Annotated in this window: 22 protein-coding genes; 12 read left to right on the top strand and 10 right to left on the bottom strand. The window is 73.9% G+C overall.

Annotation, left to right across the window (positions count from 1 at the left end; all coding sequences use genetic code 11):
• Positions 1-15: 15 nt before the first annotated feature.
• The 5 genes from OIM89_RS11740 to OIM89_RS11720 are packed head-to-tail and all read right to left on the bottom strand — an operon-like array spanning position 16 to position 4767.
• On the bottom strand, positions 16-783 hold the full coding sequence (locus tag OIM89_RS11740) for an HpcH/HpaI aldolase family protein (protein WP_037665603.1): 768 nt from the start codon (positions 781-783) through the stop codon (positions 16-18).
• Entirely contained in the window at positions 780-1556 is a 777-nt protein-coding gene (locus OIM89_RS11735; protein ID WP_030699316.1) for an SDR family NAD(P)-dependent oxidoreductase, read from the bottom strand. The genes OIM89_RS11740 and OIM89_RS11735 overlap by 4 nt, the downstream gene beginning before the upstream one ends.
• Positions 1553-2863: a histidinol dehydrogenase gene (gene hisD, locus OIM89_RS11730; RefSeq protein WP_264491242.1), complete on the bottom strand. Its 1311-nt coding sequence runs from the start codon at positions 2861-2863 to the stop codon at positions 1553-1555. The genes OIM89_RS11735 and hisD overlap by 4 nt, the downstream gene beginning before the upstream one ends.
• Before the next feature lie 60 nt (positions 2864-2923).
• Positions 2924-3622, bottom strand: a complete 699-nt coding sequence (locus OIM89_RS11725) for an alpha/beta fold hydrolase (RefSeq protein WP_226964263.1) — start codon at positions 3620-3622, stop codon at positions 2924-2926.
• A 5-nt stretch (positions 3623-3627) separates the two neighbouring features.
• Positions 3628-4767 carry a cupin domain-containing protein gene (locus OIM89_RS11720; RefSeq protein ID WP_047467921.1) on the bottom strand — a complete coding sequence of 380 codons (1140 nt, stop codon included), beginning with the start codon at positions 4765-4767 and terminating at the stop codon, positions 3628-3630.
• Positions 4768-4981: 214 nt separating this feature from the next.
• Between OIM89_RS11720 and OIM89_RS11715 the strand changes: the two genes are divergently transcribed.
• Both OIM89_RS11715 and OIM89_RS11710 read left to right on the top strand, forming a co-directional pair.
• Positions 4982-5980, top strand: coding sequence for a LacI family DNA-binding transcriptional regulator (locus tag OIM89_RS11715; RefSeq protein WP_030699320.1), 999 nt, complete (start codon positions 4982-4984; stop codon positions 5978-5980).
• 52 nt (positions 5981-6032) lie between these two features.
• Positions 6033-6923 carry a carbon-nitrogen hydrolase family protein gene (locus tag OIM89_RS11710; protein ID WP_264491241.1) on the top strand — a complete coding sequence of 297 codons (891 nt, stop codon included), beginning with the start codon at positions 6033-6035 and terminating at the stop codon, positions 6921-6923.
• A 34-nt stretch (positions 6924-6957) separates the two neighbouring features.
• On the opposite strand, the gene OIM89_RS11705 is transcribed toward OIM89_RS11710, so the two are convergent.
• The gene (locus OIM89_RS11705; protein ID WP_151168426.1) at positions 6958-7962 is read right to left on the bottom strand and encodes a LacI family DNA-binding transcriptional regulator; all 1005 of its coding nucleotides are present in this window, start codon (positions 7960-7962) and stop codon (positions 6958-6960) included.
• A 120-nt stretch (positions 7963-8082) separates the two neighbouring features.
• Between OIM89_RS11705 and OIM89_RS11700 the strand changes: the two genes are divergently transcribed.
• Both OIM89_RS11700 and OIM89_RS11695 read left to right on the top strand, forming a co-directional pair.
• A complete protein-coding gene (locus OIM89_RS11700) occupies positions 8083-8928 on the top strand; it encodes a phytanoyl-CoA dioxygenase family protein (protein WP_195730528.1) in 846 nt (281 codons plus the stop codon).
• Positions 8929-8997: 69 nt separating this feature from the next.
• Positions 8998-9210 carry a hypothetical protein gene (locus OIM89_RS11695; protein WP_030699324.1) on the top strand — a complete coding sequence of 71 codons (213 nt, stop codon included), beginning with the start codon at positions 8998-9000 and terminating at the stop codon, positions 9208-9210.
• Between the two features lie 6 nt (positions 9211-9216).
• Here the strand turns inward: OIM89_RS11695 and OIM89_RS11690 are convergent, their stop codons facing one another.
• Positions 9217-9939, bottom strand: coding sequence for a siderophore-interacting protein (locus tag OIM89_RS11690; protein WP_151168422.1), 723 nt, complete (start codon positions 9937-9939; stop codon positions 9217-9219).
• A 199-nt stretch (positions 9940-10138) separates the two neighbouring features.
• Between OIM89_RS11690 and OIM89_RS11685 the strand changes: the two genes are divergently transcribed.
• The 4 genes from OIM89_RS11685 to OIM89_RS11675 are packed head-to-tail and all read left to right on the top strand — an operon-like array spanning position 10139 to position 15923.
• Positions 10139-12328 (top strand): penicillin acylase family protein, encoded by a 2190-nt coding sequence (locus tag OIM89_RS11685; RefSeq protein WP_319643953.1) that lies wholly within the window; start codon positions 10139-10141, stop codon positions 12326-12328.
• Positions 12325-12936 (top strand): GNAT family N-acetyltransferase, encoded by a 612-nt coding sequence (locus tag OIM89_RS29855; RefSeq protein WP_047467928.1) that lies wholly within the window; start codon positions 12325-12327, stop codon positions 12934-12936. The genes OIM89_RS11685 and OIM89_RS29855 overlap by 4 nt, the downstream gene beginning before the upstream one ends.
• A gap of 45 nt (positions 12937-12981) precedes the next feature.
• Positions 12982-13299: a cupin gene (locus tag OIM89_RS11680; RefSeq protein ID WP_030699328.1), complete on the top strand. Its 318-nt coding sequence runs from the start codon at positions 12982-12984 to the stop codon at positions 13297-13299.
• A gap of 44 nt (positions 13300-13343) precedes the next feature.
• Positions 13344-15923: a bifunctional FO biosynthesis protein CofGH gene (locus tag OIM89_RS11675; RefSeq protein WP_030699329.1), complete on the top strand. Its 2580-nt coding sequence runs from the start codon at positions 13344-13346 to the stop codon at positions 15921-15923.
• Positions 15924-15934: 11 nt separating this feature from the next.
• Here OIM89_RS11675 and OIM89_RS11670 read toward each other — a convergent pair whose 3' ends face one another.
• Positions 15935-16135 carry a hypothetical protein gene (locus OIM89_RS11670; protein ID WP_030699330.1) on the bottom strand — a complete coding sequence of 67 codons (201 nt, stop codon included), beginning with the start codon at positions 16133-16135 and terminating at the stop codon, positions 15935-15937.
• 143 nt (positions 16136-16278) lie between these two features.
• On the opposite strand from OIM89_RS11670, the gene OIM89_RS11665 reads away from it, so the two are divergent.
• Positions 16279-17322 carry a sodium:calcium antiporter gene (locus tag OIM89_RS11665; protein ID WP_030699331.1) on the top strand — a complete coding sequence of 348 codons (1044 nt, stop codon included), beginning with the start codon at positions 16279-16281 and terminating at the stop codon, positions 17320-17322.
• 27 nt (positions 17323-17349) lie between these two features.
• On the opposite strand, the gene eno is transcribed toward OIM89_RS11665, so the two are convergent.
• Positions 17350-18657: a phosphopyruvate hydratase gene (gene eno, locus OIM89_RS11660; RefSeq protein ID WP_247860401.1), complete on the bottom strand. Its 1308-nt coding sequence runs from the start codon at positions 18655-18657 to the stop codon at positions 17350-17352.
• A gap of 174 nt (positions 18658-18831) precedes the next feature.
• On the opposite strand from eno, the gene OIM89_RS11655 reads away from it, so the two are divergent.
• A complete protein-coding gene (locus OIM89_RS11655) occupies positions 18832-19254 on the top strand; it encodes a MarR family winged helix-turn-helix transcriptional regulator (RefSeq protein WP_030699333.1) in 423 nt (140 codons plus the stop codon).
• On the opposite strand, the gene OIM89_RS11650 is transcribed toward OIM89_RS11655, so the two are convergent.
• Positions 19251-20489 (bottom strand): serine hydrolase domain-containing protein, encoded by a 1239-nt coding sequence (locus OIM89_RS11650; RefSeq protein WP_264491240.1) that lies wholly within the window; start codon positions 20487-20489, stop codon positions 19251-19253. The genes OIM89_RS11655 and OIM89_RS11650 overlap by 4 nt on opposite strands.
• Positions 20490-21008: 519 nt before the next feature.
• Between OIM89_RS11650 and OIM89_RS11645 the strand changes: the two genes are divergently transcribed.
• Positions 21009-22220: a Rieske 2Fe-2S domain-containing protein gene (locus OIM89_RS11645; RefSeq protein ID WP_264491239.1), complete on the top strand. Its 1212-nt coding sequence runs from the start codon at positions 21009-21011 to the stop codon at positions 22218-22220.
• Positions 22221-22479: 259 nt separating this feature from the next.
• Positions 22480-24645 (top strand): glycoside hydrolase family 6 protein, encoded by a 2166-nt coding sequence (locus OIM89_RS11640; RefSeq protein WP_264491238.1) that lies wholly within the window; start codon positions 22480-22482, stop codon positions 24643-24645.
• The last annotated feature ends 39 nt before the right edge of the window (positions 24646-24684 follow it).

Raw genomic sequence — 24684 nt, 5'->3', positions numbered from 1 at the left:
GGGGCCCCGGCGGGCCTACGGGGCCTCGGCGGGCCGGGCGAGGGCGGCGAAGGTGTCCATCAGGACCTGCGCCGTGTTGAAGACGACCAGGCGGGCGCCCGCCTCCTCGGCCGCCTGGGCCGCGGCGAGGCCCGGGACGATCGCCATCACCGTGCGGCCGTTCTCGGCGGTGGCCCGGTGCGCCTGCCCGGCCAGGTCGGAGACCACCTCCGGTGCAGGGAAGCCGCAGTCCGCCGCGAGGTCGGCGGGGCCGACGAGGACCGCGTCCACGCCCTCGGTGCCGGCGATCTCCCCGGCCGCCTCGCAGGCCCCCCGGGTCTCGATCATCGGGATCACCAGGGTCTCGCGGGAGGCCGCCACGTGCTCGGCGGCGGTGACCGTGCCGAACCGCCCCGACCTGCTGTACGTGGCGAAGCCCCGCTCGCCCAGGGGCGGGTAGTGACTGGCGGCCACCACCCGCCGGGCGTCCTCGGCGCTGTCCACGTGCGGGAAGACCAGTCCGGCGGCGCCCAGGTCGAGGCAGCGCAGGGCGAGTGCCGGTTCGCCGGTGCCGACGCGTACCAGGACGTCGAGGCCGTGCGCCTGGGCGGCCCAGAGGTGCTGCTGGAGCAGGGCGGTGTCCGCCGGGCCGTGCTCGCAGTCGAGGAGGACGTAGTCCAGGCCGGCCACGGCCGCCATCTCCACCAGCGTCTCCGAGGGCAGCCGGAGCAGCGCGCCGCGCAGCGACTCGCCGTCCGCCAGCCGCCGCTTGAGGCCGCGGCGCGGGGTGCGGGGGGCGGTCAACGGGCCACCATCCCCGCCGAGAGGTCGATGTCCGCGCCGCACAGGCCGCGCATCCGCAGCATCGCCCGCACCGCCTCGCCGACCTCGTCCTCGGTCACCATCCGCCCGAGCGCGGCCCGCGAGACGAACGCCTCCTCGGCCTCGGCGTAGCTGCTGCCCGTGCGCTCGGCCTCCAGGCGGAAGTTGCGCTCCATGCGCGGGCCCGAAACCGGCCCGGGGGAGAGCGAGTTGACCGTCACCCCCTGCGGCCCCACCTCGCCCGCCAGGGTCGTCGTCAGGCCGATGACCGCCATCTTGGACGCGCAGTACGGGGCGCGGCGCAGCAGCGGGCGCTTGCCGGAGACCGAGGCGACGTTGACCACGTCGCCGAAGCCGCGCCGGGTCATGGCCGGCAGGAACGCCCGGCACATCAGGTACACGCCGCGCACGTTGACGGCGAAGACCTCGTCCCACTCCTCCGGCGCGATGTCGGTCAGCGGCGCCACCGGTCCCGCGACGCCCGCGTTGTTGACCAGGACGGAGATCTCCTCGTCGGCCAGGGCCCCGGCGAGCGCCTCGACGTCGGCGGGGCGGGAGACGTCGCAGACCTGGGGGAGGACGCCGGGGCCCAGCTCGGCGGCGGTGCGCTTCAGGTTCTCCGCGTCGCGCCCGGTGATCACCACCCGGGCGCCGTCGGCCAGCAGGGCGCGGGTGACGGCCCGCCCCAGTCCGCTGCCGCCCCCGGTGACCAGCGCGGTCCGCCCGGCGAGCGGAGGTTCGGTACGGGAGGTCATGCGCCCGCCTCCTCGTTCCACGGCAGCGCCTTGCCGCCGTACTTCGCGGCGCGGACATCACCGGAGCGGGCGTGGCCCTCGAACAGCTCGACGCGGGCGGCGCGTCCGCAGACCTCGCCGAGGAGCGCCGAGGAGGCGGTGTCGGTGACCTCCTGGTGGGTGACGGTCTTGAGGTACTTGCCGACCCAGAGGCCGCCGGTGTAGCGGGCGGCGCCCCGGGTGGGCAGGACGTGGTTGGTGCCGATGACCTTGTCGCCGTAGGAGACGCAGGTGCCCTCGCCGAGGAAGAGCGCGCCGTAGTCGCGCATCTTGGTCAGGGCCTGGCGCGGGTTCTCGGTCAGCACCTCCACGTGTTCGCTGGCGTAGGTGTCGGCGAGGGCGAACGCCTCGTCCAGGGTGTCGGTCACGACGATCTCGCCGTGGTCGCGCCAGGCCGGCTCCGCGAAGTCCTTGGTCGGCATCCCGGGCAGCAGCCGCTCGACGTGCCGCTCGACCTCGCGCCCCAGCTCCTCGGAGGTGGTGACGAGGACGGCGGGGGAGTCGGGGCCGTGCTCGGCCTGGGAGAGCAGGTCGACGGCGACCACGAAGGGGTCCGCGTGCTCGTCCGCGATCACCAGGATCTCCGTCGGTCCGGCGAACAGGTCGATGCCCACCTCGCCGAAGAGCTGGCGCTTGGCCTCGGCGACGTACGCGTTGCCGGGCCCGGCCAGCATCGGCACGCTGCCGATGGTCTCGGTTCCCACGGCCAGCGCGGCGACCGCCTGGACGCCGCCGAGCAGGTAGATCTCGTCGGCGCCCGCCAGGTGCATGGCCGCGACGGTCGCGGCCGGGATCTCGCCCCGGATGGGCGGCGTGCAGGCGGCGACCCGGGGGACGCCCGCGACCTTGGCGGTCACGATGGTCATGTGGGCCGAGGCGGTCAGCGGGTACCGGCCGCCGGGCACGTAGGCGCCGGCCGCCGAGACCGGGACGTGCCGGTGGCCCAGTCGTACGCCGGGCAGCGTCTCGATCTCGACGTCGCGCAGGGAGTCGCGCTGCGCCTGGGCGAAGGTGCGCACCTGCTGCTGCACGAAGCGGATGTCGTCGAGGACCGTCTCGGGGACACCGGCGACGATGCGCTCGGTCTCCCCGGCGGAGAGGCGGAAGGAGCCGGGGCTCCAGTTGTCGAACTTCTCCGAGTACTGGCGTACCGCCTCGTCGCCGCGCTCGCGGATGTCGTCGAGGATGGCGCGCACCCGGTCGGCGACGTCCGCGCGGGCGGCGGTCACCTGGGCGGCGGGGACGGGGGACTTGAGGAATCGGGGCATGACGGCTCTCTCACATCGCTGGGGTGGGGCTTGGGAGAAGGAGAAGGGGACTGCCGCCGGTCAGGCGGCGGCGTTGACGGCGGTGACCACGTCGCGCACGGCGGTGCTGACGGCGTCCGGGCGCTGCCACGGCACCAGGTGCCCGGCGTCGGGCAGTTCGCGCAGCTGTCCCTGGGGCAGCGCGGCGGCGATGGCGTGGTGGAAGGCGGGCGGGCACAGGGTGTCCCGCCCGCCGCTGAGGACGAGGGCGGGGCAGTCGGCGGAGCGCAGCGCCGCGAAGCGGTCCTGCCGGGTGGCCTGGGCGGCGAGTTGCTGCCGGGCGGCGCCGGGCCCGACGGCGCCGGCCATGCGGCGGTAGCGCCCGGCGCCCGCGTCGGGCACCTGGCGGCCGGGGAACATGTCCGGCAGCGTCCGCTCGACGACCTCCGGGAACCGGCCGGCCGCGACGAGGCCGTCCAGCTCCCGCCACGCGGCGTACTGCTCGGGGCGCGGCCCCGCCGCGTTGGTCGCCATCACGCAGAGCCCGGCGACCCGTCCGGGCGCCCGGTGCAGCACCTCGAACCCGACGATGGCGCCCAGGCTGAGCCCGACCAGCACGAACGGGCCCTCCACGGTGGCCAGCACCTGGTCCGCGAGCGCCCCGACGTCCGGGTGCCGCAGCGCCACGTGGTGGACGGGGTGGCCCTCGGGGAAGGCCACGTCCGACCAGAGGGCGGCGTCGCAGAGCATGCCCGGGACCACGACCAGCGGCAGCGGCACGCCGGTCACCAGCGCCGCGCGGAGCGGGGCAGCAGGGCGTACGGGGCGACGTAGCCGTTGTGGTCCAGGCCCAGTCCCGCGTCGGCGGCGGCCTTCACGACCTCCTCGTCCCACTCCAGGCGGACCCGCGCGTCACCGGAGTTGACCACCAGGAGGTCGCCTTCCTCCTCGCCGGTGTTGCGCAGGGTGCGCCAGGCGTCCTGCGGCACCGAGAGGATGTCGCGCGGGCCCAGGCGGACCGAGACGGGGTCGGTGCGGTTGAGGGTGACCTCCCACTCGCCGCTCTGGACGATCAGCGTCTGCGTCTCGTGCTGGCGGTGCGGGGAGACGCCCTGGCCGGGCTCGGCGCGCAGCCAGGCGACGTTGTGGCCGTGCGGGTTGAAGACGCGCGGCTCCTGGTGGGCGTCCTCGGTCATGCCGTAGCCGATGACGCAGCTCAGCCGGGCGCCGCCGCCGGGCAGGGTGCTGTCGAGGAAGGGGCGGTCGGACCAGACGAGGTCGTCGCGGGCGGCGACCCGGCGCCGCATCTCCTCGGGGCTGTAGTGGCGGAGCCGGTCGATGTACTCCTGCGCCATGGGCGTGATCAGCTCGGACTCCGGCGGGAGGGTGTCCCCGGCGACGGTGTCGACCAGCTGGTTGTCGGCGGTGAGGTGCAGGCCGTGCTGTGCGGCCTCGCGCAGGACCGAGGGGCCCCAGATGATGCCGCCGGTGTCGTCCATGCCGAGCACGGTGAACATCCAGCCGTCGTCCGGGCCGGTGTTGGTGAAGCCCCGGAAGATCCAGGTCGGTACGGAGGCGATGTCCCCGGCCCTGAGGAGCAGTTCGCCCTCGGTGCCGTCGGCGCCCCAGCGCAGCAGGTACTCGCCCGCGGTGCAGACGAAGACCTCGGCGGTGTAGTGCAGGTGGAGGTTGTTGGTGATGCCGTGCGGCATGGCGGCGGCGCCGATGTTGTAGCCGTGCGGCAGCCGCAGGTTGACGACCTGGCCGGAGGACTGCGAAACGCCCGGCCCGATCATGGCGTAGTTCTCCTTCCGGTCCGAGCCGGGGGTGCGGCAGTCGATGAAGGCCTGGTTGCAGGAGACGAAGTCGCTGCGGCGCACGGTGCGCTGCCCCAGCTCCGCGGTGGTCACGACGACATCGGGCACGGTGGCTCCTTCGTTGGCCAATGGGGAATACGTATGCAGTGCCATGACAGGCCCCATGCGAGGGTCCTGTCAAGAGCTGGGGCCGAAGATCCCTCCGCGAGAGGGGCCTCAGGCGGCGGTGTCGGCATACGTATACTGTGGCCGCTCGCGGGTGCTGGGTGCTGGGTGCTGGGTGCTGGGTGCGGGTGGGGCGCGGCGTGGACGAGGAGAGAACATGGCGATCACCAGTCACGACGTGGCGAGACTGGCGGGGGTCTCGCAGCCGACCGTCTCCCGTGCCCTGCGCGACGACCCCCGGGTCTCCCGGGCCACGCGGGAGAAGGTCCGGCGGGCCGCCGCCCTGCTCGCGTACGTGCCGAGCGAGGCCGGCCGCACGCTGTCGACGCGGGCCACCCGGCGCGTCGGCGTCATCGTCACCGACCTGACCAACCCGTTCTATCCGCACGTCGTCGCCCCGCTCCACGACGAGCTGGAGCGGCTCGGCTACCGGATGATGCTCGTCACCGAGCGCTCCGACGAGGCCGTCGCCGAGGAACGGCTGCTGGACCAGTCGCTCGACGGCGTCGTCCTCGCCACCGCCACCACCGACTCCCGCCTCCCCGCCCTGCTGGAGCGGCGCGGCACGCCCCACGTCTTCCTCAACCGGGACACCGGCCGCCCCGGCGACTTCGCCTCCGTCGTCGACAACGAGGGCGGCGGACGCCTCGTGGCCCGGGAACTCGTCCCCCTGGGCCACCGGCGGTTCGCGGGCGTCTTCGGCGCCGCCAACACCACCACGGGCCGCGCCCGCGAGCTGGGCTTCCGGCTGGCGCTGGCCGACGCCGGCATCGGCCTGCCCGAGGACCGGGTGGCCCGCGGCCCGTTCGCGTACGAGACGGGGTACGAGGCGCTGCCGGCCCTGCTGGCGGCGGCCGACCCGCCCACCGCCGTCTTCTGCGGCAACGACGTGGTCGCCATCGGCGTGCTCAACGCGGCGCTGGCGGCCGGGGTGAAGGTCCCGGACGACCTCACCGTCGTCGGCTTCGACGACCTGCCGATGGCCGCCTGGGAGGTCTTCCGGCTGACCACCGTCCGCCACGGCCTCGGGGAACTCGCCCGCCAGGCGGCCCGGCTGCTGGTCCGGCGCATCGGCGGCGAGGTCGACCGGGCCGGCGAACGCCTCGTCCTGCCCACCGAGTTCGTCCCCAGAGCCACCCACGCGCCGGCCCGCTGAGGCCGCCGCCCTCCGCCCGTCCTCCGCCCCCGTCCGGAAGGTAGTTGCCCCGATGACCAGCCCCCTGCCGATCTGCCTGGTCCAGTCGGCCGCCCGCCACCACGCCTCCGCCGGCGCCCTGGACGCCTTCGCGGCGGACGTACGCCGCATCACCCGCACCCACCCCGGCACCAGGCTGCTGGCCTTCCCCGAGCTGCACCTGTCCGGCCAGCGGCCGGACGAGGACCCTGGGGAGGTCATGAGGGCGGCCGCCGAGCCGCTGGACGGGCCGCGCGACGCCGCGCTGGCCCGGATCGCCCGCGAGGCGGGCGTGTGGCTGGTCCCCGGCACCCTCTACGAACGCGGCGAGGACGGCCGGATCTACAACACGGCCCCCGTCTACTCGCCCGGCGGCGAGCGCGTCGCCGCGTACCGCAAGATCTTCCCCTGGCGGCCCTACGAGACCACTGCCGCCGGCGCCGAGTTCGTCACCTTCGACCTGCCCGGCCACGGACGGGTGGGCCTGTCCATCTGCTACGACGCCTGGTTCCCCGAGGTCAGCCGCCACCTGGCGTGGCAAGGGGCCGACCTGGTGCTGAACCTGGTGCGCACCCCGACCGTCGACCGCGCCCAGGAACTGGTCCTGGCGCGCGCCCACGCGATCGTGAACCAGGTCGCGATGGCCAGCGTCAACGCGGCCCAGCCGGACGGGATCGGCCGCAGCCTCGTGGTCGACCCCGAGGGGCGGGTACGCGCCGAGGCCGCCTCGGCCACGGAACAGCTCGTGACGGATGTCCTCGACCTCGGGGAGGCCCGCCGGGTCCGCGCCTACGGAACGGCCGGGCTCACCCGCGTCTGGAACCCCTTCGAGGAGGGGCAGGCGCCGCTCGAACTCCCGCTGTACGGCGGCCGGATCGACCCGGCGCGGTGGCGGGCGGGGGCGGGGTCGGGCGACGCGGGCTGAGGCTTCGGGCCGGGGGCGCGGGCGGGGCGTCCGCTCAGGCGGTGCCGCGCCGGACCAGCCGGTGGGGCACGGTCAGTTCCTGCGGGGGCACGGTGTTGCCGGGGCTGTGGACGCGGTCGGCGAGGCACTGGAGGGAACGCTGGGCGATCTGGTGCTTGTCCGGGGCGATCGTGGTCAGGGGAGGGTGGCTGTAGCGGCCGTCCTCGATGTCGTCGAAGCCGACGATCGCCAGCTCCCCGGGGACGCGCACCCCGCGCTCGTGTGCCACGTGGAGTGCTCCGAGGGCGAGTTCGTCGCTGAAGGCGAAGACGGCGTCGGGGGGTTCGGGCCCGTCGAGCAGGGCGGCCATGGCGCGGGCGCCGTCGGCCCGGTGCAGGGCGGTGACGGGCTGCTGGGCGCCGGGCGGGTGGGGGAGCCCGGCCCGGTTCAGGGCGCGGAGGTAGCCCTCGGCGCGCAGCAGGGCCGTGCCGTTGTGCAGGTGCGGCTGGAGGCCGATGGCGGCGACGCGGCGCCGTCCGCTCCGGACCAGGTGGGTGGTGGCCTCGTCGGCGGCTGCCACGTTGTCGACGGCGACATGGTCGGCTGCGCCCTGCGGGCTGCGCTCGCCGAGGATCACCACGGGCACGGCCGGGGCGGTCGCGGCCAGCTCCGCCGGAGAGAGCGCCCAGGGGCTGACGATGAGGCCGTCGACGGCCCGCCCGCCGCCCTGGGCGAGCAGCCGGCGTTCGGCCTCGGCCTCGCCCCGGGTCTGGTCGATGACCACGGTCCAGCCGCGGCGCCGGGCCTCGTCGACCAGGAGCCCGGCCAGTTCGCCGAAGTAGGGCGAGTGGAGTTCGGGGATGGCCAGGCCGATGACGCCGGTGCGGCCGGCGCGCAGGGTGCGGGCGGCGAGGTTGGGCCGGTAGCCGAGTTCCTCGATGGCCTCCTGGACGCGCCGCCGGGTGTCCGGGGCCACCGACCCGGACCCGCTGACGACGTTCGACACGGTGCGCGGGGAGACCCCGGCCCGCGCGGCCACATCCTTCAGACGACTGCTCACCCGGTCATCCTCGCACGGGACGGGCCGGCGCCAAGGGCCTCGCTCCCGGCTATTGCCACGTTGCATTCAACGAGGCAGTCTGAGGACGGAACTTCCCTCCGCGAGAAGGCGAGAACGACCGTGACCGCATTTCCCGGCGTCAGTCCCGCAGAGCTGGACGTCGACGTGACGCAGGACGTGGCGCACCTCTACGAAGACGGCATCACCGCCCTGAAGGGAGGTTTCAGCACGGAGTGGGCCGACCGGCTCCGGGAGGACATCGACGTCGCCTTCGCCGAGGCGCGCGCCCGCCCCGGCGGCGCCGTCGGGCGCGGCCCGCACCGCTACTACGTGGAGATCCACCCCGAGCAACTGCGCGGCTTCGTCACCCTCGTCGACCACCCGTGGGTCCGGTCGGTCGCCACCGCCGTCCTCGGCCCCGACTACCGCATCGTGGAACTGGGCTTCGACGTGCCGCTCGAAGGCGCGGTCGACCAGCCGTGGCACCGCGACTTCCCCGCGCCCGACGAGACCCGGGCCGAACGCCGCCTCACCTCGCTCGCCTTCAACGTCACCGCCGTCGACACCGCCGAGGACATGGGCCCCTTCGAGATCGCCCCCGGCACCCAGTGGGACGACAGCCCCGACTTCGCCCACGGCATGTTCCCGCCCCGTGAGAGCTACGGGCGCTACGAGGGGCTGGCCGTCCGCAAGTACCCGCAGCGCGGGGACATCTCCGCCCGCAGCGCCCTGACCATCCATCGTGGCACCCGGAACGCGTCGGCCAGGGCCCGCCCGGTCCTCGTCCTCGGCCTCGACGGCCCCGAGGCGGACAACGCCGACCGCCACGACACGGCCGTCACCCGGGCCTACTGGGAGAGCCTGCCGGAGCGCGTCCGCCGCCACCTGGACTGCCCGGTGGTCGAGACGCTGACCCCGATCACGCAGAAGCACACCATCGAGGGGCTGGTGATGGGCGCCCCCTGAGCCCGCGCGAGATCCTCGATGCGGGGTGGTGCAGGGTGGGTGAGCTGTAGGGAGAAGGGGGGGGCGGCCATGTGGTTCCCGCGTCTGGCGGGGGTGTTCGCGGCGACCTGGGCGGTGCTGCTGGTGGCGCTGCTCGCCCCGTCGCTGCTGCCGGTCGCCTGGCACCCCGTCATCTACTCCCCGGCGAGCGTCGGCCTGTGGGCGTTGACCGCCCTGGTGGCGCCCTTCGTGGTCAGCGTCGTCCGGTGGGAGTGGATACGGCACGGGCGGCGGCCGCGCTGAACCGGGCTACGGCCGCCAGTACCCCAGCGCGCTCACCCGCTCCTTGGCCGCCCCCAGTTCCTTCCGTGCCCATCCCGCCAGGGTGCGGGTGGTGTGGGTGTCGGTGGCTATCCAGAGGTAGGCGTCGGCGGGGAAGGCGGGGAGGGCGGATTTCACCGTCTCGGTGAGGCGGGCGCCGGCGCGTTCGCGGGGGACGGTGTGGACCGTGTGGCGGGTGGGGTCGGTGCGGAAGGGGAGGCCCTTGGTGGCCGGTTCCGCCTCGTCCGGGGTCTCGAACCAGATGGTGGCCGGGGTGGCCGGGAAGGTGTCGAGGAGGGAGTTGAGGGCGGGCAGGGAGGCCGGGTCGGCGACGGCGTAGAGGTGGGCCGGAGCCGGGTCGGGGGCGGTGAAGCCGGTGCCCTGGACCGTGGCGTCGATGGTGTCGCCCGGGGTCGCGGAGCGGGCCCAGTCGCTGGCGGTGCCCTCGTGCAGGGCGAACTCCAGGCTGAAGGTGCCCTGCTCCGGGTCGGGGTCGACCAGGGTGTAGGCGCGCTGGTGCGGTTTGCCGTCGCGCTCGAACCAGACGCGGACCCACATCGTGGGGTGGACGCCCGACTGGGCCAGCAGCCCGCCGTCGGTGAAGCGCACCCTGCGGTACTCCGGGGTGACCTCCTCGCTGCCCGTGACGGTGAACGTGAAGTCCTTGCCACGCAGCAACTTGAGGACGACGCCCTCCCAGCCGTGACCCACGGTGGTCTCCTCCCCGGATGATTACTTTAGGTTAGGCTAACCTAAATCTTTGCGGGTGTGGAGGGTGGGGGAAGGTTCGGGGGAGCCGCCCGGGCCGCGCGCCGGGCGGGCGGCGGAGACACCTGACGGCACATCGATACACCGATGCCTGGCGACGGGCGGGGAGCAGCGGGGACGGATGAGAGCCGAGAGAGCAGACATGGCCGGGAGAGCGGGCAGGGCCGCAAGAGCCGGGCAGCGGCCGGGCTTCCAGTTGTTCCGGGACGACTGGGGCATCCCGCACGTGCGCGCGGGCGGGGCGCGGGAACTCGCGTACGGCCAGGGGTACGTGACCGCGCTCGACCGGGCCTGGCAGCTCCATGTCGAGCAGCGCAGGGTGCTGGGGACCAGCGCCGCCTTCCTCGGGGCCGACGCGGCCGACTGGGACGGGCTCGCCCGCCGGACGCGGCTGGCCGACACCGCCCGGCGGTGCTACGAGCGGCTGGACGCCGACACGGCCGCCTGGGTCGCCGCGTACGCCGAGGGGGTCAGTGACGCGCTGGCGGACGGGGCGCACGAGCGGGCCCCGGAGTTCGCGCGGACCGGCAGCGAGCCCGCGCCCTGGGAGCCGTGGACACCGCTCGGGGTGTGGCTCTCCACCCATCTGCTCTTCGCGGGCTTCCCCGCCAAGCTCTGGCGCGGCGAACTCACCCGCCGCCTCGGCCCCGACGCCGTCCCGCTCTTCGCCACCGACGGGCCCGGCACCGCCGGCAGCAACGGCTGGCTGGTCACCGGTGACCGTACGGCGAGCGGCGCCGCGCTGCTGGCGGGCGACCCGCACCGGTTCGTCGAGGACCCCGGGGTCTACCAGCAGATCCACCTGGCGGCGCCCGGCTGCGACGTGGTCGGGCTCGCCGTCCCGGGCGTCCCGGGCCTCGCCCACTTCGGCCACACCGGCCAGGTCGCCTGGGCCATCACCAACGCCATGGCCGACTACCAGGACCTCTACCGGGAGCGGCTGCGGCGCACCGGTGGCGCCGTCGAGGCGTACGGGCCCGGCGGCTGGGAGGAGGTGGCGGCGCACACCGAGACGTACCAGGTCGCGGGCGGGGAGCCGGTGACCGTGGAGGTGGTCGAGACGGCGCGCGGGACCGTGGTCGTGGGCGGGCCGGACGCCGGGCCGCTGCCCGGGGAGGAGGGCGAGACGGAGGCCGCCAACGCGCTGGCGCTCCGTCATCACCCGCGCGTCTCCGGGCGCCTCGGCTTCGAGACGCTGCCCGCGCTGCTCACCGCGCGGACGGTCGCCGAGGTGTCCGCCGCCGTCGACCCCTGGGTGGAGCCGGTCAACGTCCTGCTCGCCGCCGACACCGAGGGCGGCCTGCTGCACCGCGCCGCCGGGTACGTCCCGCGCCGCCCGGCCGCCAACCGGCTCGGCCCCGTGCCCGCCTGGGAGGCGGACCACGCCTGGCAGGACGAGCCCGAGCCGCTGCCCGAGGCGCCCGCCGCGAGCTGGGCCGAGCCGGGACTCGCGGTGATGGCCAACGAGCGCGGCCTCGCCGGACCGCTCGGCACCGAGTTCGCCCCGCCCTACCGCGCCGACCGCATCCGCGCCCTGCTCACCGCCCGCACCGGCTGGCGGGCCGCCGACATGGCCGCCGTCCACACGGACACCCACCTCGCCTCCGCCCGGCCGCTGCTGGCCCTGGTCCGCCGTCTCGATCCGGCGGGACTGGGGGAGAGCGCCCGCCACCTGCGGGAACGGCTGCTCGCCTGGGACCGGCACATGGCGGCCGAGTCGGTGGACGCCGCCCGGTACGCCGCCTTCCGCGCCGAGGTCGTCCGGCTGCTCGCCGCCCACCCGGCGCTCGCCGGGCTGACCGGCCCCGCCGGGCCCGCCCGCGCCGACGGCTACCCGCCGGTCTTCCGGCCCTGGCTCTTCGCCACCGCCCGGATCGCCTACGCCCTCGAATCGCTGCTCACCGGCGGGCCCGTGGCCGAGGACGAGCGGCCGGCGCTGGTCGCCGCCGCGCTGGAGGCGGCCGCGGAGGACGACACCGAGCAGCCCTGGGGCGCCCTGCACCGGCTCGCGCCCTGGCAGGCGGTGGCCTCCGGGGAGGAGTGGCCCTCGGTCGGCGGGGACCACGACTGCGTCCTCTCCACCTCCAGCCTCCCCGGCATCACCCACCTCTTCGCGCGCGGCCCAGCCGCCCGCTACGTCTGGGACCTCGCCCGCCGCGACGACAGCCTCTGGGCCGTCCCCTTCGGTGCCTCCGGCGTCCCGGGCGACCCGCACGCCCGCGACCAGCTCCCGCTGTGGCGCGAGGGCGGCCTGGTCCCCGTCGTCACCGACTTCGCCCGGCTGCGCCCCGTCCCCCTGCCCACCCCGTCCGACAGGAGCCCCGCCCGATGAGCAGCATCCCCAGCCCCGACCTCAGCGACCGCACCCCGGTCCACCGCCACCACGTGGACGGCTTCGGCGAGGTCCGCCTCGTCCCCGTCGACCCGGACGCCGACCTCGACCTGCTGTACGCCTGGGTCACCGAGGAGCGCGCCAAGTTCTGGGGGATGAACGGCTACACCCGCGAGGAGGTCCACGAGACGTACACCTTCCTGGACGGCCTCACCACCCACCACGCCTTCCTCGCCGTCCTCGGCGGCCGCCCCGCCGCCCTCTTCCAGACGTACGAGCCCGAGGCCGACCCGCTCGGCGAGTGCTACGAGGTCCAGCCCGGCGACTACGGCGTCCACCTGCTGATCGGCCCCGCCCACGGCGGCCAGCCCGTCCCGCACTTCAGCAGCGGCCTCATCATCGCCCTGATCGCGTACATCCTCACCGACCCCGGCCGACGCCGGATCGTCGTCGAGCCCGACGCGCGCAACGAGCGGGCCATCGAGCGGCTGCGCCGGGTCGGCTTCGTGCTCGGCCCGGAGATCGACAAGCCCGAGAAGCGGGCCCGCCTCGCCTTCCTGGAGCGGGCCGACGCCGAGGCCGCCGTCAAGGCCGTCTCCCACCGCTGACAGCCTCGGATCGCGAGGGCGCCGAGGCTGGGGCAGAGTGGCCCCATGGACGACCTCAACGCCCTCGCGGACGAGCACGTGACCGCGGCCCACGCCGACCCGCACGGGCGCAGCGCCCACCTCCTCGTCCACGAGGACTGCCTGCGCCAGAGCATCATCGCGCTGACCGCCGGGACCCGCCTGGACGAGCACAACGCGCCCCCGGCCGCCTCCCTCCAGGTGCTGCGCGGCGTCGTCCTGATCACCACCGTCTCCGGCGACACCGAACTGAGGTCGGGCCAGCTCCACCCGATCCCGCAGGAGCGCCACGGCCTGCTCGCCGTGGAGGACGCGGCCGTGCTGCTGACCGCCGTCAACGACTGACCGGGGCCGCACCGCCGGCCCGACCCCGCTCGTATGCTGCCTGTATGACTGATGCGCAGCCGGGACGGCCGACCGAGAATGCCATGCGCCGAGCGCTCAAGCGGGCCCGGGACGGGGTGGCGCTGGACACCGCCGAGGCGGCGGTGCTGCTCCAGGCGCGGGGCGAGCAGTTGCGGGACCTGTCGGCCTCGGCCGCGCGGGTGCGCGACGCCGGGCTGGAGGCGGCCGGGCGTCCGGGCGTCATCACGTACTCCAAGAAGGTCTTCATCCCGCTGACCCGGCTCTGCCGGGACCGCTGCCACTACTGCACCTTCGTCACCGTCCCCGGCAAGCTGCGCCGCGAGGGCCACGGCATGTACCTGTCGCCGGACGAGGTGGTGGAGGTCGCCCGCCAGGGCGCCGCACTCGGCTGCAAGGAAGCCCTGTTCACCCTCGGCGACCGGCCCGAGGACCGCTGGCCCGAGGCCCGCGAGTGGCTCGACGCCCACGGGTACGACGACACCCTCGCCTACGTCCGCGCCATGGCCATCCGGGTCCTGGAGGAGACGGGCCTGCTCCCGCACCTCAACCCGGGCGTCATGAGCTGGACCGACCTCCAGCGGCTCAAGCCCGTCGCGCCCTCGCTCGGCATGATGCTGGAGACCACCGCGACCCGGCTGTGGTCCGAGCCGGGCGGCCCGCACCACGGCTCCCCCGACAAGGAGCCCGCCGTCCGCCTGCGCGTCCTGGAGGACGCCGGCCGCTCCAACGTCCCCTTCACCACCGGCGTCCTCATCGGCATCGGCGAGAGCTACGAGGAGCGCGCCGACGCCCTCTTCCAGCTCCGGCGCATCCAGCGCCAGTACCAGTCGATCCAGGAAGTCATCGTCCAGAACTTCCGCGCCAAGCCCGACACCGCGATGCGCGCCATGCCCGACGCCGAACTGGAGGAGCTGGCCGCCTGCATCGCCGTCGCCCGCCACATCCTCGGCCCGGCCGCCCGCATCCAGGCCCCGCCGAACCTGGTGGACTCCGAGTACGCGCTGATCGTCGGCGCCGGCATCGACGACTGGGGCGGGGTCTCGCCGCTCACCCCGGACCACGTCAACCCCGAGCGCCCCTGGCCGCACATCGACCAGCTCGCCGAGCGCACCCGCGAGTCCGGCTTCGAGCTGCGCGAACGGCTCACCGTCTACCCGGAGTTCATCGCACGCGGCGAACCCTGGCTCGACCCGCGCCTCCTCCCGCACGTCCGCGCCCTGGCCGACCCGGCCACCGGCCTCGCCCGCGAGGACGCGCTGCCGAAGGGGCTGCCCTGGCAGGAGCCCGACGAGGGGTTCACCGCGAGTGGCCGCACCGACCTGCACCGCACCATCGACACCCAGGGCCGCACCGGCGACCGCCGAGCCGACTTCGACGCCGTCTACGGCGACTGGGAGGCCCTGCGCGAACAGGCCGCCCCCGGCATGGTCCCGCAGCGCATCGACAGCGACGTCCGCGAAGCCCTCGCCCAGGCCGCCGACGACCCGACCCGGCTCAGCGACGACCAGGCCCTCGCCCTGCTCCACGCCGACGGCCCGGCCCTCGACGCGCTCTGCTCCCTCGCCGACGACCTGCGCCGCGCCACCGTCGGCGACGAGGTCACGTACATCGTCACGCGGAACATCAACTTCACCAACGTCTGCTACACCGGCTGCCGCTTCTGCGCCTTCGCCCAGCGCCGCACCGACGCCGACGCCTACACGCTCTCCCTCGACCAGGTCGCCGACCGGGCCGCCCAGGCGTGGGAGGTCGGCGCCACCGAAGTCTGCATGCAGGGCGGCATCCACCCCGACCTGCCCGGCACGGCGTACTTCGACATCGCGCGGGCGGTCAAGGAACGCGTCCCCGGCATGCACGTGCACGCCTTCTCGCCGATGGAGGTCGTCAACGGCGCCAGCCGCACCGGCCTCTCGATCCGCGACTGGCTCACCGCCGCCAAGGAGGCCGGGCTCGACTCGATCCCCGGCACCGCCGCCGAGATCCTCGACGACGAGGTCCGCTGGGTCCTCACCAAGGGCAAACTCCCCGCCGCCGACTGGATCGAGGTCGTCAAGACCGCCCACGAACTGGGCCTGCGCTCCTCCTCCACCATGATGTACGGGCACGTGGACCAGCCCCGCCACTGGCTCGGCCACTTCCGCACGCTGGCTGCCATCCAGCAGGAGACGGGCGGCTTCACCGAGTTCGTGACGCTCCCCTTCATCCACACCAACGCGCCGGTCTACCTCGCCGGCATCGCCCGCCCCGGCCCCACCACCCGCGACAACCGGGCCGTCACCGCGATGGCCCGCGTCCTGCTCCACCCGCACATCACCAACATCCAGACCAGCTGGGTCAAGCTCGGCGCGGAGGGCGCCGCCGAGATGCTCCGCTCCGGCGCCAACGACCTCGGCGGCACCCTGATGGAGGAGACCATCTCCCGCATGGCGGGCTCGCGTTACGGCTCGTACCGCTCCATCGAGGACCTGCGCGCCATCGCCACCCTGGCCGGCCGTCCCGCCAAGCCGCGCACCACGCTCTACGGCGAGGTGCCGGCCGAGCGCATCGCGGCGGCCGAGGCGTCCGACGGGCACCTCCCGGAGCTGCTGCCGCTGGCCGACTGAGGCGCGCCGGGTCAGGGCGTGGCGGGCTCGCCCTCGGCCGGCTCGCCCGCCTCCGTCTCGGCGAAGGAGGGCTCGACCGCGCAGTCGGCCGGGATCTGCTCGGCGGTTCCCTCGCACTCCGCCCGCCCCTCGGGCTCCGGCGAGCAGGCCGTGGCCGAGAGCACGGCGGCAAGGACGAGGGCGGCGGAGGCCGCGGCGGTACGGAAGCGCATGGATTTCCCCCAGTTCAGGTGCCCGGACACCACATCCGGGCCCCTGGATGATCCCCCGTCCCCCTCGCCCGCGCCAGGGGAGAACACCGTCCGGCCTACCCCCGCCCCACCGGGGCAGACGGCTCCCCATGACAGCGACAGGGGTGCTCTCGGGAGAGTGGACGCTCGGGTGGAGCGTGGTCGTCCTGCTCCTCGCCGGAGCCGTGACGGTCTGGTGCAGTGTGCGGCTGGCCGGGGTGGGCGACACCCTCGCCGACCGGACCGGATGGGGCGAGGCGGTCTTCGGCGCCGTCCTCTTCGGCCTGGTCACCTCGCTCTCCGGGATCGTGATGACCACCGTCGCCGCCGTCGACGGCGAACCCCGGCTCGCCTACGGCAACGCCGTCGGCGGCATCGCCGCGCAGACCCTCGCCGTGGTCGCCGCCGACGCCTTCCACCGCCGCGCCAACCTCGAACACGCCGCCGCCTCCCTCCAGAACCTCCTCTTCGGCGTCCTGCTCGCCGGGCTCCTCGGCCTCTCCCTGATGGCCACCTTCAGCCCCGAGGTGACGGTCGCCGGGGTCCACCCCGCCTCGATCGTCCTGGTCCTGGTCTACATGGGCGGGCTGCATCTGGTCCGCCGCACCGACGACCCGATGTGGCAGGCGTGGGAGGCGGTCCGCACCAAGGAGACCGTCGAGGACGTGCCCGACGAGGAGCCGGAGGGCACGTACGCGCGCCGCCGCACCGGAACCCTCTGGGTGGAGTTCGCCGCCATCGCGGGCGTCGTCATCGTCGCCGGCTGGGCCGTCACCCAGGCCGCCCAGGTGGTGCTCTCCTCGACGGGGCTGCGCGCGGGCCTGGTCGGCGCCGGGATCATGGGCATCATCAACGCCCTGCCCGAGGCCGTCACCTCGATCGCCGCCGTCCGCCGGGGCGCCGTCACCCTCGCCTTCGCCGCCATCATCGGCGGCAACTGCCTCGACGTCCTCAACCTCGCCATCGGCGACCTCGCGTACTCCGGCGGCTCCCTCTTCCACGCCGCCGGCCGCGACGAACTCTTCCTCAGCGCCGCCGCCCTCCTGATGACCACCGTCGTCCTCGCCGGCCTCCTGGTCCGCCAGAAGACCGGCTGGCTCCGCCTCGGCTTCGACGGCTGGCTGCTCGTGCTCGTCTACGCGGGGACGATGGTGACGCTGGCGGTCTGAGGGGCGCACGTCCCCGCCTGCCGCTCCTCACGCCCGGCGCAGGACAGAGCCGCCCGCGTACCGCGCAGCATCCCCCAGCTCCTCCTCGATCCGGATCAGCTGGTTGTACTTGGCGGTGCGGTCCGAGCGGGAGAGCGAACCGGTCTTGATCTGGCCGCAGCCGGTCGCCACCGCCAGGTCGGCGATGGTGGTGTCCTCCGTCTCGCCCGACCGGTGCGAGACGACCACCGTCCACCCCGCCTCGTGCGCGGTGGCCACCGTGGACAGCGCCTCGGTCAGGGTGCCGATCTGGTTGACCTTGACCAGCACCGAGTTGCCGACGCCGGTACGGATGCCCTCGCGCACCAGCGCCTCATCCGTGCAGAACACGTCGTCACCGGTGAGCTGACAACGGTCGCCCACGCGCGCGGTCAGCTCCCGCCACCCCTCCCAGTCGTCCTCGGCCATCGGGTCCTCGACCGAGACGACCGGGTACGCGTCGAGGAGTTTCGCCAGGTACTCGACGTGCTCTGCGGACGTACGCCGCACCCCCTCGCCCGCGTAGTCGTACACCCCGTCGCGGAAGAACTCCGACGAGGCCGGGTCCATCACCAGGCCGATGTCCGCGCCGGGCCGGTAGCCGGTCCGCTCGATGGCGGCGGTCACGAAGTCGAGCGCCTCCTCGGCGGTACGCAGCGAGGGCGCGAACCCGCCCTCGTCGCCGACGCCCGTGGAGTGCCCGGCGGCCAGCAGGTCGCGGCGCAGGGTGTGGAAGACCTCGCTGCCCATCCGGACCGCCTCCGCGAAGGTCTCCGCGCCCACCGGCGCGATCATGAACTCCTGGAAGTCCAGCGGATTGTCGGCGTGGGCACCGCCGTTGACGATGTTCATCATCGGCAGCGGGAGCAGGTGGGCGCTCTCCCCGCCCAGGTACCGGTAGAGCGGCTGACGGAGCGAGGCCGCGGCGGCCTTGGCGGCGGCCAGCGAGACGCCGAGGACCGCGTTGGCGCCGAGCCGCGACTTGGCGGGGGTGCCGTCGAGGGCGACCAGGGCGGCGTCCAGACCGGCCTGGTCGAGCGCGTCCCGGCCGCGCACGGCCGCCGCGATCTCCCCGCCGACGTGGGACACCGCCCGGTCGACCCCCTTGCCGTGCCAGCGCGCCGGGTCCCCGTCGCGCAGCTCCACGGCCTCCCGGGCGCCGGTCGACGCCCCCGACGGGACCGCCGCCCGCCCCAGCGAACCGTCCGCGAGCGCGACGTCGACCTCCACCGTCGGATTGCCCCGGCTGTCGATGATCCGGCGGGCGGCGACGCCCGTGATGGCGGTGTTTCCGATCCCGGCTGCGGCTTCCGGCATGGGAGTTCCTTCCCTGGTCGTATGCCGGGCCCCGGCTGCGACAGCGCTGGCGCTGAGCCCGACACCACCAGACCCTACAGCTAAACTGATGAGTTTGGCTGCACAGTTTGGCTGTGCAGTGTGCCTGTGCAGGTCAGGGCCCCTGTGCGCCGGGCCCGCGCGATAAAGTGCCGTATGCCCACCCCGGAAGCCGCCGCCATCGCCGCCGAACTGCGTACGGCCATGGGCAGGCTGACCCGACGCGTCACCCACGAGGACCGCATCCCGCTGGGCCAGGTCGCCGTACTCGGCGTCCTCGACCGCCAGGGCCCCATGACCACCAGCGACCTCGCCGCCGACCAGCGCGTCCGCCCCCAGTCGATGGCCCGCGCGGTGGGCCTCCTCATGGACCAGGAGCTGATCACCCGCCGCGCCCACCCCACCGACGGCCGCAAGTCCCTGGTCGAACTCACGGCCGCCGGCCGCGCCGCCCTCGAAGCGGAACGCGGCCGTCGCGCCGGCTGGCTCGCCCAGGCCATCGAAGCGGAACTCACGGCCGGGGAACGCGAGTTGCTGGCCCGCGCCACCGGCCTGCTGGACCGCCTCGCGGCCCGCTAGGGGACGAGGGGTGCGCCCCTCCCCTTGGTCTCCAGGCCCTTCCCGCAGAACTCGGCCTCGATCACGTTCACGTAGAGCAGCCCGTTACCGATCCAGTCCCCGTTGATGTTGAACGTGAGCTGGTGCCGCCCGTCCAGCGTGCCGACCATCGCGGAGAGGGACCCGCTGGTGCGCCCGCTCTTGCCGACCACCTTCACCCCGCACGAGGTCTCGGCGAACTCCACTCCCAGCCCGTACCCCGTCCCGCCCTCCGCCGGCACCTCGGCGAACATCGCCTCCGTCTGGGCGCGCGGCAGCAGCTTCCCGGCCACCAGCGCCCGCTGGAAGCGATTGAGATCCCCGGCGGTCGAGATGACGTCACCCGCCGCACCCAGCCAGGTCATGTTCTGCTTGGTCGCGTCGTGAATCGCGGCATCCGGCTCCGTCCGGTGCAGCCGCGAGTACGCCACCGGATGCGGCTTCGGCATCTTGGGATCCACACCCGGGAAGGACGTTCCGCCCAGTTTCAGCGGCCGGATGACCCGCAGCGTGACCTCCCGCGCGTACGAACGCCCGGTCACCGCCTCGATCACCATCCCGGCCAGGACGTAATTGGTGTTGGAGTACATCGGCGCCGACTCCGGCTCGGGATACGGCGGATACGTCAACGCTAGGGCCACGAGCTCCTCGGGCGGGTGCGTGTCGTAGCGGTGCTCCGCGAATCCCGGCCCGGCGGCCCGGTGGATGAACTCCGGGTCGTCGGTGTAATTGGCTATCCCGCTGGTGTGGTTGAGCAACTGCCGCACCGTGATCGCCTCGGCGTCGTACCCCTCCCCGCGCACCAGACCGGGCAGCCACTCCTCGACCGAGTCATCCAGACTGAGCTTCCCTTCCGCCTCCAGCTGGAGCAGCACGGTGGCGATGAACGTCTTGGTGATGCTGGCGCCCCGGAAGTGGTCGTCGGGGGTGCGTTCGCGGCCGGTGGCTGTGTCGGCGTGGCCGACCTGGGCTGTCCAACGGGCGTCGCGGTAGCGGACTTCGGCGGAGGCGCCGGGGAGGGTGCCCTTCTTCACCAGGTCTTGGAGGGCGGAGAGGGTGGCTTGGCGGTGGGGGGAATTCGGCTGGGCTGCGGGGGTGGCTGGGTTGGTGGCCGGGTGCCCGGCTGGGGTGGCGGAGGCGGGGGTCAGGGTTGCCGCGCCGGTGGCCAGGGCTATGGACAGGGTTAAGGCGAGGGTGCGGGTGGGGTGTTGGGGCATGGGGCGACTCCTGGTCGGGGAGGGGCGGAGTGCCTCTCGGGGACCAGAACGCTTGGGGGTGGGTGGGGGTTGACTGGGTTCGTTGTGGCGGGGGAGGGGGGCTGGGGTGGTTCTGCCGGTCTCTCGCTGGGTTGCGGTGGGGGTTCTGGGGGAGGACGGGCGGGGCTCGTGATGGGGCCGAGAGGGAGGGTGATATGCAGCGTTCAGGGCAATTGCCGGAATCTGGCAAGCTTGCAGAGATGGGGTGTGGGGGCGGGTAACGCCGCAGGTCATAGAGGGCGCTCCCCGCGTGGGCGGGGGTGGTCCCCCGCCCATCAGCTTCCGCCCCAGGCAGGTCAGGTGCTCCCCGCGTATGCGGGGTTAGTCCCAAGCGGTCGGTCGCATGCCGGGGCTCGTCGGAGTGCTCCCCGCCGAGGCGGCCCCACCCCCCTTCGAGTGATCCCCAACCCCCCAAGTGCATCCCCCCACCCCCCGGGCAGCCTCCTTCAGGGAGTTCGTCCACCCGAGAGGAAGTGCCGCGTGGGACTGTCACGGAAGTACGGAACCGCTATCACCGAAGGGCCCACCCCAGCCGATGCCACGGGACAGGCCCCGCTGCCCTACCCCGACGGGTGGGCTGCCGTTGCCTTCTCCGAGGAGTTGACGAGAGGGAAGGTGCTCACCCGGCCGCTCGCCGGGGAGGACGTGGTGCTGTACCGGCTCGGGACCGGCGCTCTGCGGGCCGTGAAGCCTTACTGTCCCCACCTCGGTGCGCACCTCGGGCTCGGCAAGGTCGAGGGGGAGGACCTGGTCTGTCCCTTTCACTTCTTCGCGTTCGGGCCCGACGGGGCCTGTGTGCGGACGGGGTACGACACGGCGCCGCCCCGGTCGCCGCTCGGGCAGTATCCGGTGTGTGAGGTGAACGGGGCCGTGTTCGTGTGGCGGCACCACGACGGGCGCGAGCCGGACTGGACGGTGCCGGAGTGGCACGAGGTCGGGCACCGGCCGGCGCGGTCGGGGGTGTGGGAGATGGCGGGGAACGCGCAGGAGGTGATCGAGAACTCGGTCGACCTGGGGCACTTTGCCACGTTGCACGGGTGGAAGCGGGCGGAGATGGGCGGGCCGGTGCGGTACGACGGGGCGGAGTTCCGGCTGTCGATGCGGGCGCACGAGTCGGCGCCGGTGCTCGGGGACTTCACGGTGGACGTGCGGGTCGAGGGGTACGGGCTGGCGGTTCTTCATGCCGACGTGCACACGCCGAGGATCGGCCTGCGGATGTGTACGACGGTGCTGCCGACGGCCATCGGGCCGAACCGGATGCAGCTCCGCCAGCTCAACCGGCTCACCTTCGACGAGCCCGCCCGGCTGCCCGCCCCGCTCGCCCGCGCGGTGAGCCGGGTGGCGACGCGGGTGCTCGACCGGGCGGTGTTCAAGGCCAGTTGCGCGTTCACGGCGGCCGACTTCCCGATCTGGCACCACAAGCAGTACGTCCAGCCGCCCAGGCTGGCCCGCGGTGACGGCCCGATCGGCCCGTTCCGGCGCTGGGCCCGCCGCTTCTACCCGCCGCAGCCGGCGACGCCCCCGACCTCCGCCGGCCACACCGGCGTGAACTCCGGCACCGGCACAGACGGCATCCCCAGCCCCGCCACCGGCGGCAGCTCCCGCCGGGACGGCACGCCGGGCCCCGCCCCTGTCGCCGCCGCCCCCGAGCCCGGCCGGCTCGACCGGCCCGACCGGCCCAGCCCTCACTGACCCCACCCGCACCACCGCCACCCCCAGCCCCGGGCGGACCCGTCGGCCGGTCCGCCCGTACGGGCAATTCTTGCGCAGGCTGTTGACAGGTACTGGTCACAGCGAGAATGTGGGAGCGCTCCCACAGTTCAACTCCCGGACGCACCACGCGCAGCCAGTACCAAGCGCAGCTCAGCACCACGTACTCCGAGCACCACCCGCACCCCCGATCCCGCCCCGGCAGCGTTGCCGAGGGCGTACGAGAGGAGCACGGAGCCGCATGAGCACGAGAAGCAGAGGGAAAAGCCCGTCCGGCGGAGCCGGACACCGCAGGCGCGCACGCCCGGCCGCCGCGCTGACCGCCCTGTTCCTGGGCGCCTCCCTGGCCGTCGCCGTCCCCGGCAGCGCGTCCGCCGACGCCGAGGACGTGACCGCCGCCCGGGTCGACAACCCGTACGTGGGCGCCACCCCGTACGTGAACCCGGACTGGTCGGCCAGGGCCGCCGCCGAACCAGGCGGCAGCGCCATCGCGGACGAGCCGTCCTTCGTCTGGATGGACCGCATCGCCGCCATCGAGGGCACCACGGCCGGCCGCGGCCTGAAGGAGCACCTGGACACCGCGCTCGACCAGGGCGCCGACCTCTTCCAGGTCGTCATCTACGACCTGCCGGGCCGCGACTGCTCCGCCCTCGCCTCCAACGGCGAGCTGGGCCCGACCGAGATCGGACGGTACAAGAGCGAGTACATCGACCCGATCGCCGAGCTCCTCGCCGACCCGGCCTACGCCGACCTGCGCATCGTCGCCCTCATCGAGCCGGACTCGCTGCCGAACCTCGTCACCAACGCGGGCGGCACCGCCGGCTCCACGCCCGAGTGTGCCGTGATGAAGGAGAACGGGAACTACGAGAAGGGCGTCGGCTACGCCCTCAGCACCCTCGGAGACATCCCCAACGTCTACAACTACGTGGACGCCGCCCACCACGGCTGGCTCGGCTGGGACTCCAACTTCGTCCCGGCGGCCCAGCAGTTCAAGAAGGCCGCGACCACCGAGGGCGCCACCGTCGACGACGTGCACGGCTTCATCGTCAACACCGCCAACTACTCGGTGCTGAAGGAGCCGTACCTCAAGATCACCGACACGGTGAACGGCACCACGGTGCGCCAGTCGAAGTGGGTCGACTGGAACTACTACGTCGACGAGCTGACCTTCGCGCAGGGCCTGCGCGAGGAACTGGTCCGCCAGGGCTTCGACTCCGGCCTCGGCATGCTGATCGACACCGCCCGCAACGGCTGGGGCGGCGACGACCGGCCCACCGGCCCCGGCCCCACGACCAGCGTCGACGCCTACGTCGACGGCAGCCGGGCCGACCGCCGCATCCACGCCGGCAACTGGTGCAACCAGAGCGGCGCCGGCGTCGGCGAGCGCCCGGTGACCGCGCCCGAGCCGGGCATCGACGCGTACGTGTGGGCCAAGCCCCCGGGGGAGTCGGACGGCAGCAGCGAGCCGATCGACAACGACGAGGGCAAGGGCTTCGACCGGATGTGCGACCCGACCTACGAGGGCAACGGCCGCAACGGCTTCAGCCTGACCGGCGCGCTGCCCGACTCGCCGGTCGCCGGGCACTGGTTCTCCGCCCAGTTCCAGGAGCTGCTGGCCAACGCCCACCCGCCGCTGGACGGCGGCGGCGAGCCCGGCGGCCCCGGTGAGGACGACACCACGGCGCCCACCGCCCCCACCGGCCTGAAGACCACCGCCACCTCGGCCACCACGGTCTCCCTCTCCTGGACCGCCGCCACCGACGACACCGGTGTCACCGGCTACGACGTCTACCGCGACGGCACCCGCGTCGGCTCCACGACCACCACCGCGTACGCCGACAGCGGCCTGGCCCCCGGCACCGCCTACACCTACACCGTCCGCGCCAAGGACGCGGTCGGCAACGTCTCCGCGCCCTCGGCCTCCCTCGCCGCCACCACCGACGAGGGCGGTGGCTCCACCGGCGCCCTCAAGGTCCAGTACCGCACCTCGGACACCTCGCCCACCGACAACCAGATCCGGATGGGGCTCCAGGTCGTCAACACCGGCCAGAGCGCGGTGAACCTGGCGGACGTGAAGCTGCGGTACTGGTTCACGCCGGACGGGTCGAGCGCGGTGACCAGTACGTGCGACTGGGCCCAGCTCGGCTGCGGCGGTGTCACACACACCGTCAAGCAGGCGAGCGGTTCCGCCCCCGGCGCCAGCCACTACGTGGAGGTCGGCTTCGCCTCCGGCAGCCTCGCCCCCGGCGCCGCCACCGGCGAGATCCAGCTCCGCCTGAACAAGGCCGACTGGTCCACTTTCGACGAGAGCGACGACTACAGCCGCTCCACCTCCACCGGCTTCACCGACCACGCGAAGATCGGCCTCTACCTCGGCGCCGCCCTCACCTGGGGCACCGCCCCCTGACCCGCCCCCCAGCAGGGAGGCCCGGCACGCACCTGACGG

The sequence above is a fragment of the Streptomyces sp. BI87 genome (assembly GCF_025957665.1).
Lineage (GTDB): Bacteria > Actinomycetota > Actinomycetes > Streptomycetales > Streptomycetaceae > Streptomyces > Streptomyces albidoflavus.
Note: the sequence above shows the minus strand (reverse complement) of the source record. Positions and strands in the feature narration are given on the sequence as shown.

Bases quoted from the DNA above. Each gene is read 5' to 3' on its own strand.
- OIM89_RS11735 (WP_030699316.1), bottom strand. From the start codon at position 1,556: ATGACCTCCCGTACCGAACCTCCGCTCGCCGGGCGGACCGCGCTGGTC.
- hisD (WP_264491242.1), bottom strand. From the start codon at position 2,863: ATGCCCCGATTCCTCAAGTCCCCCGTCCCCGCCGCCCAGGTGACCGCC.
- OIM89_RS11715 (WP_030699320.1), top strand. From the start codon at position 4,982: ATGGCGATCACCAGTCACGACGTGGCGAGACTGGCGGGGGTCTCGCAG.
- OIM89_RS11710 (WP_264491241.1), top strand. From the start codon at position 6,033: ATGACCAGCCCCCTGCCGATCTGCCTGGTCCAGTCGGCCGCCCGCCAC.
- OIM89_RS11695 (WP_030699324.1), top strand. From the start codon at position 8,998: ATGTGGTTCCCGCGTCTGGCGGGGGTGTTCGCGGCGACCTGGGCGGTG.
- OIM89_RS11685 (WP_319643953.1), top strand. From the start codon at position 10,139: ATGGCCGGGAGAGCGGGCAGGGCCGCAAGAGCCGGGCAGCGGCCGGGC.
- OIM89_RS29855 (WP_047467928.1), top strand. From the start codon at position 12,325: ATGAGCAGCATCCCCAGCCCCGACCTCAGCGACCGCACCCCGGTCCAC.
- OIM89_RS11680 (WP_030699328.1), top strand. From the start codon at position 12,982: ATGGACGACCTCAACGCCCTCGCGGACGAGCACGTGACCGCGGCCCAC.
- OIM89_RS11675 (WP_030699329.1), top strand. From the start codon at position 13,344: ATGACTGATGCGCAGCCGGGACGGCCGACCGAGAATGCCATGCGCCGA.
- OIM89_RS11670 (WP_030699330.1), bottom strand. From the start codon at position 16,135: ATGCGCTTCCGTACCGCCGCGGCCTCCGCCGCCCTCGTCCTTGCCGCC.
- eno (WP_247860401.1), bottom strand. From the start codon at position 18,657: ATGCCGGAAGCCGCAGCCGGGATCGGAAACACCGCCATCACGGGCGTC.
- OIM89_RS11655 (WP_030699333.1), top strand. From the start codon at position 18,832: ATGCCCACCCCGGAAGCCGCCGCCATCGCCGCCGAACTGCGTACGGCC.
- OIM89_RS11650 (WP_264491240.1), bottom strand. From the start codon at position 20,489: ATGCCCCAACACCCCACCCGCACCCTCGCCTTAACCCTGTCCATAGCC.
- OIM89_RS11640 (WP_264491238.1), top strand. From the start codon at position 22,480: ATGAGCACGAGAAGCAGAGGGAAAAGCCCGTCCGGCGGAGCCGGACAC.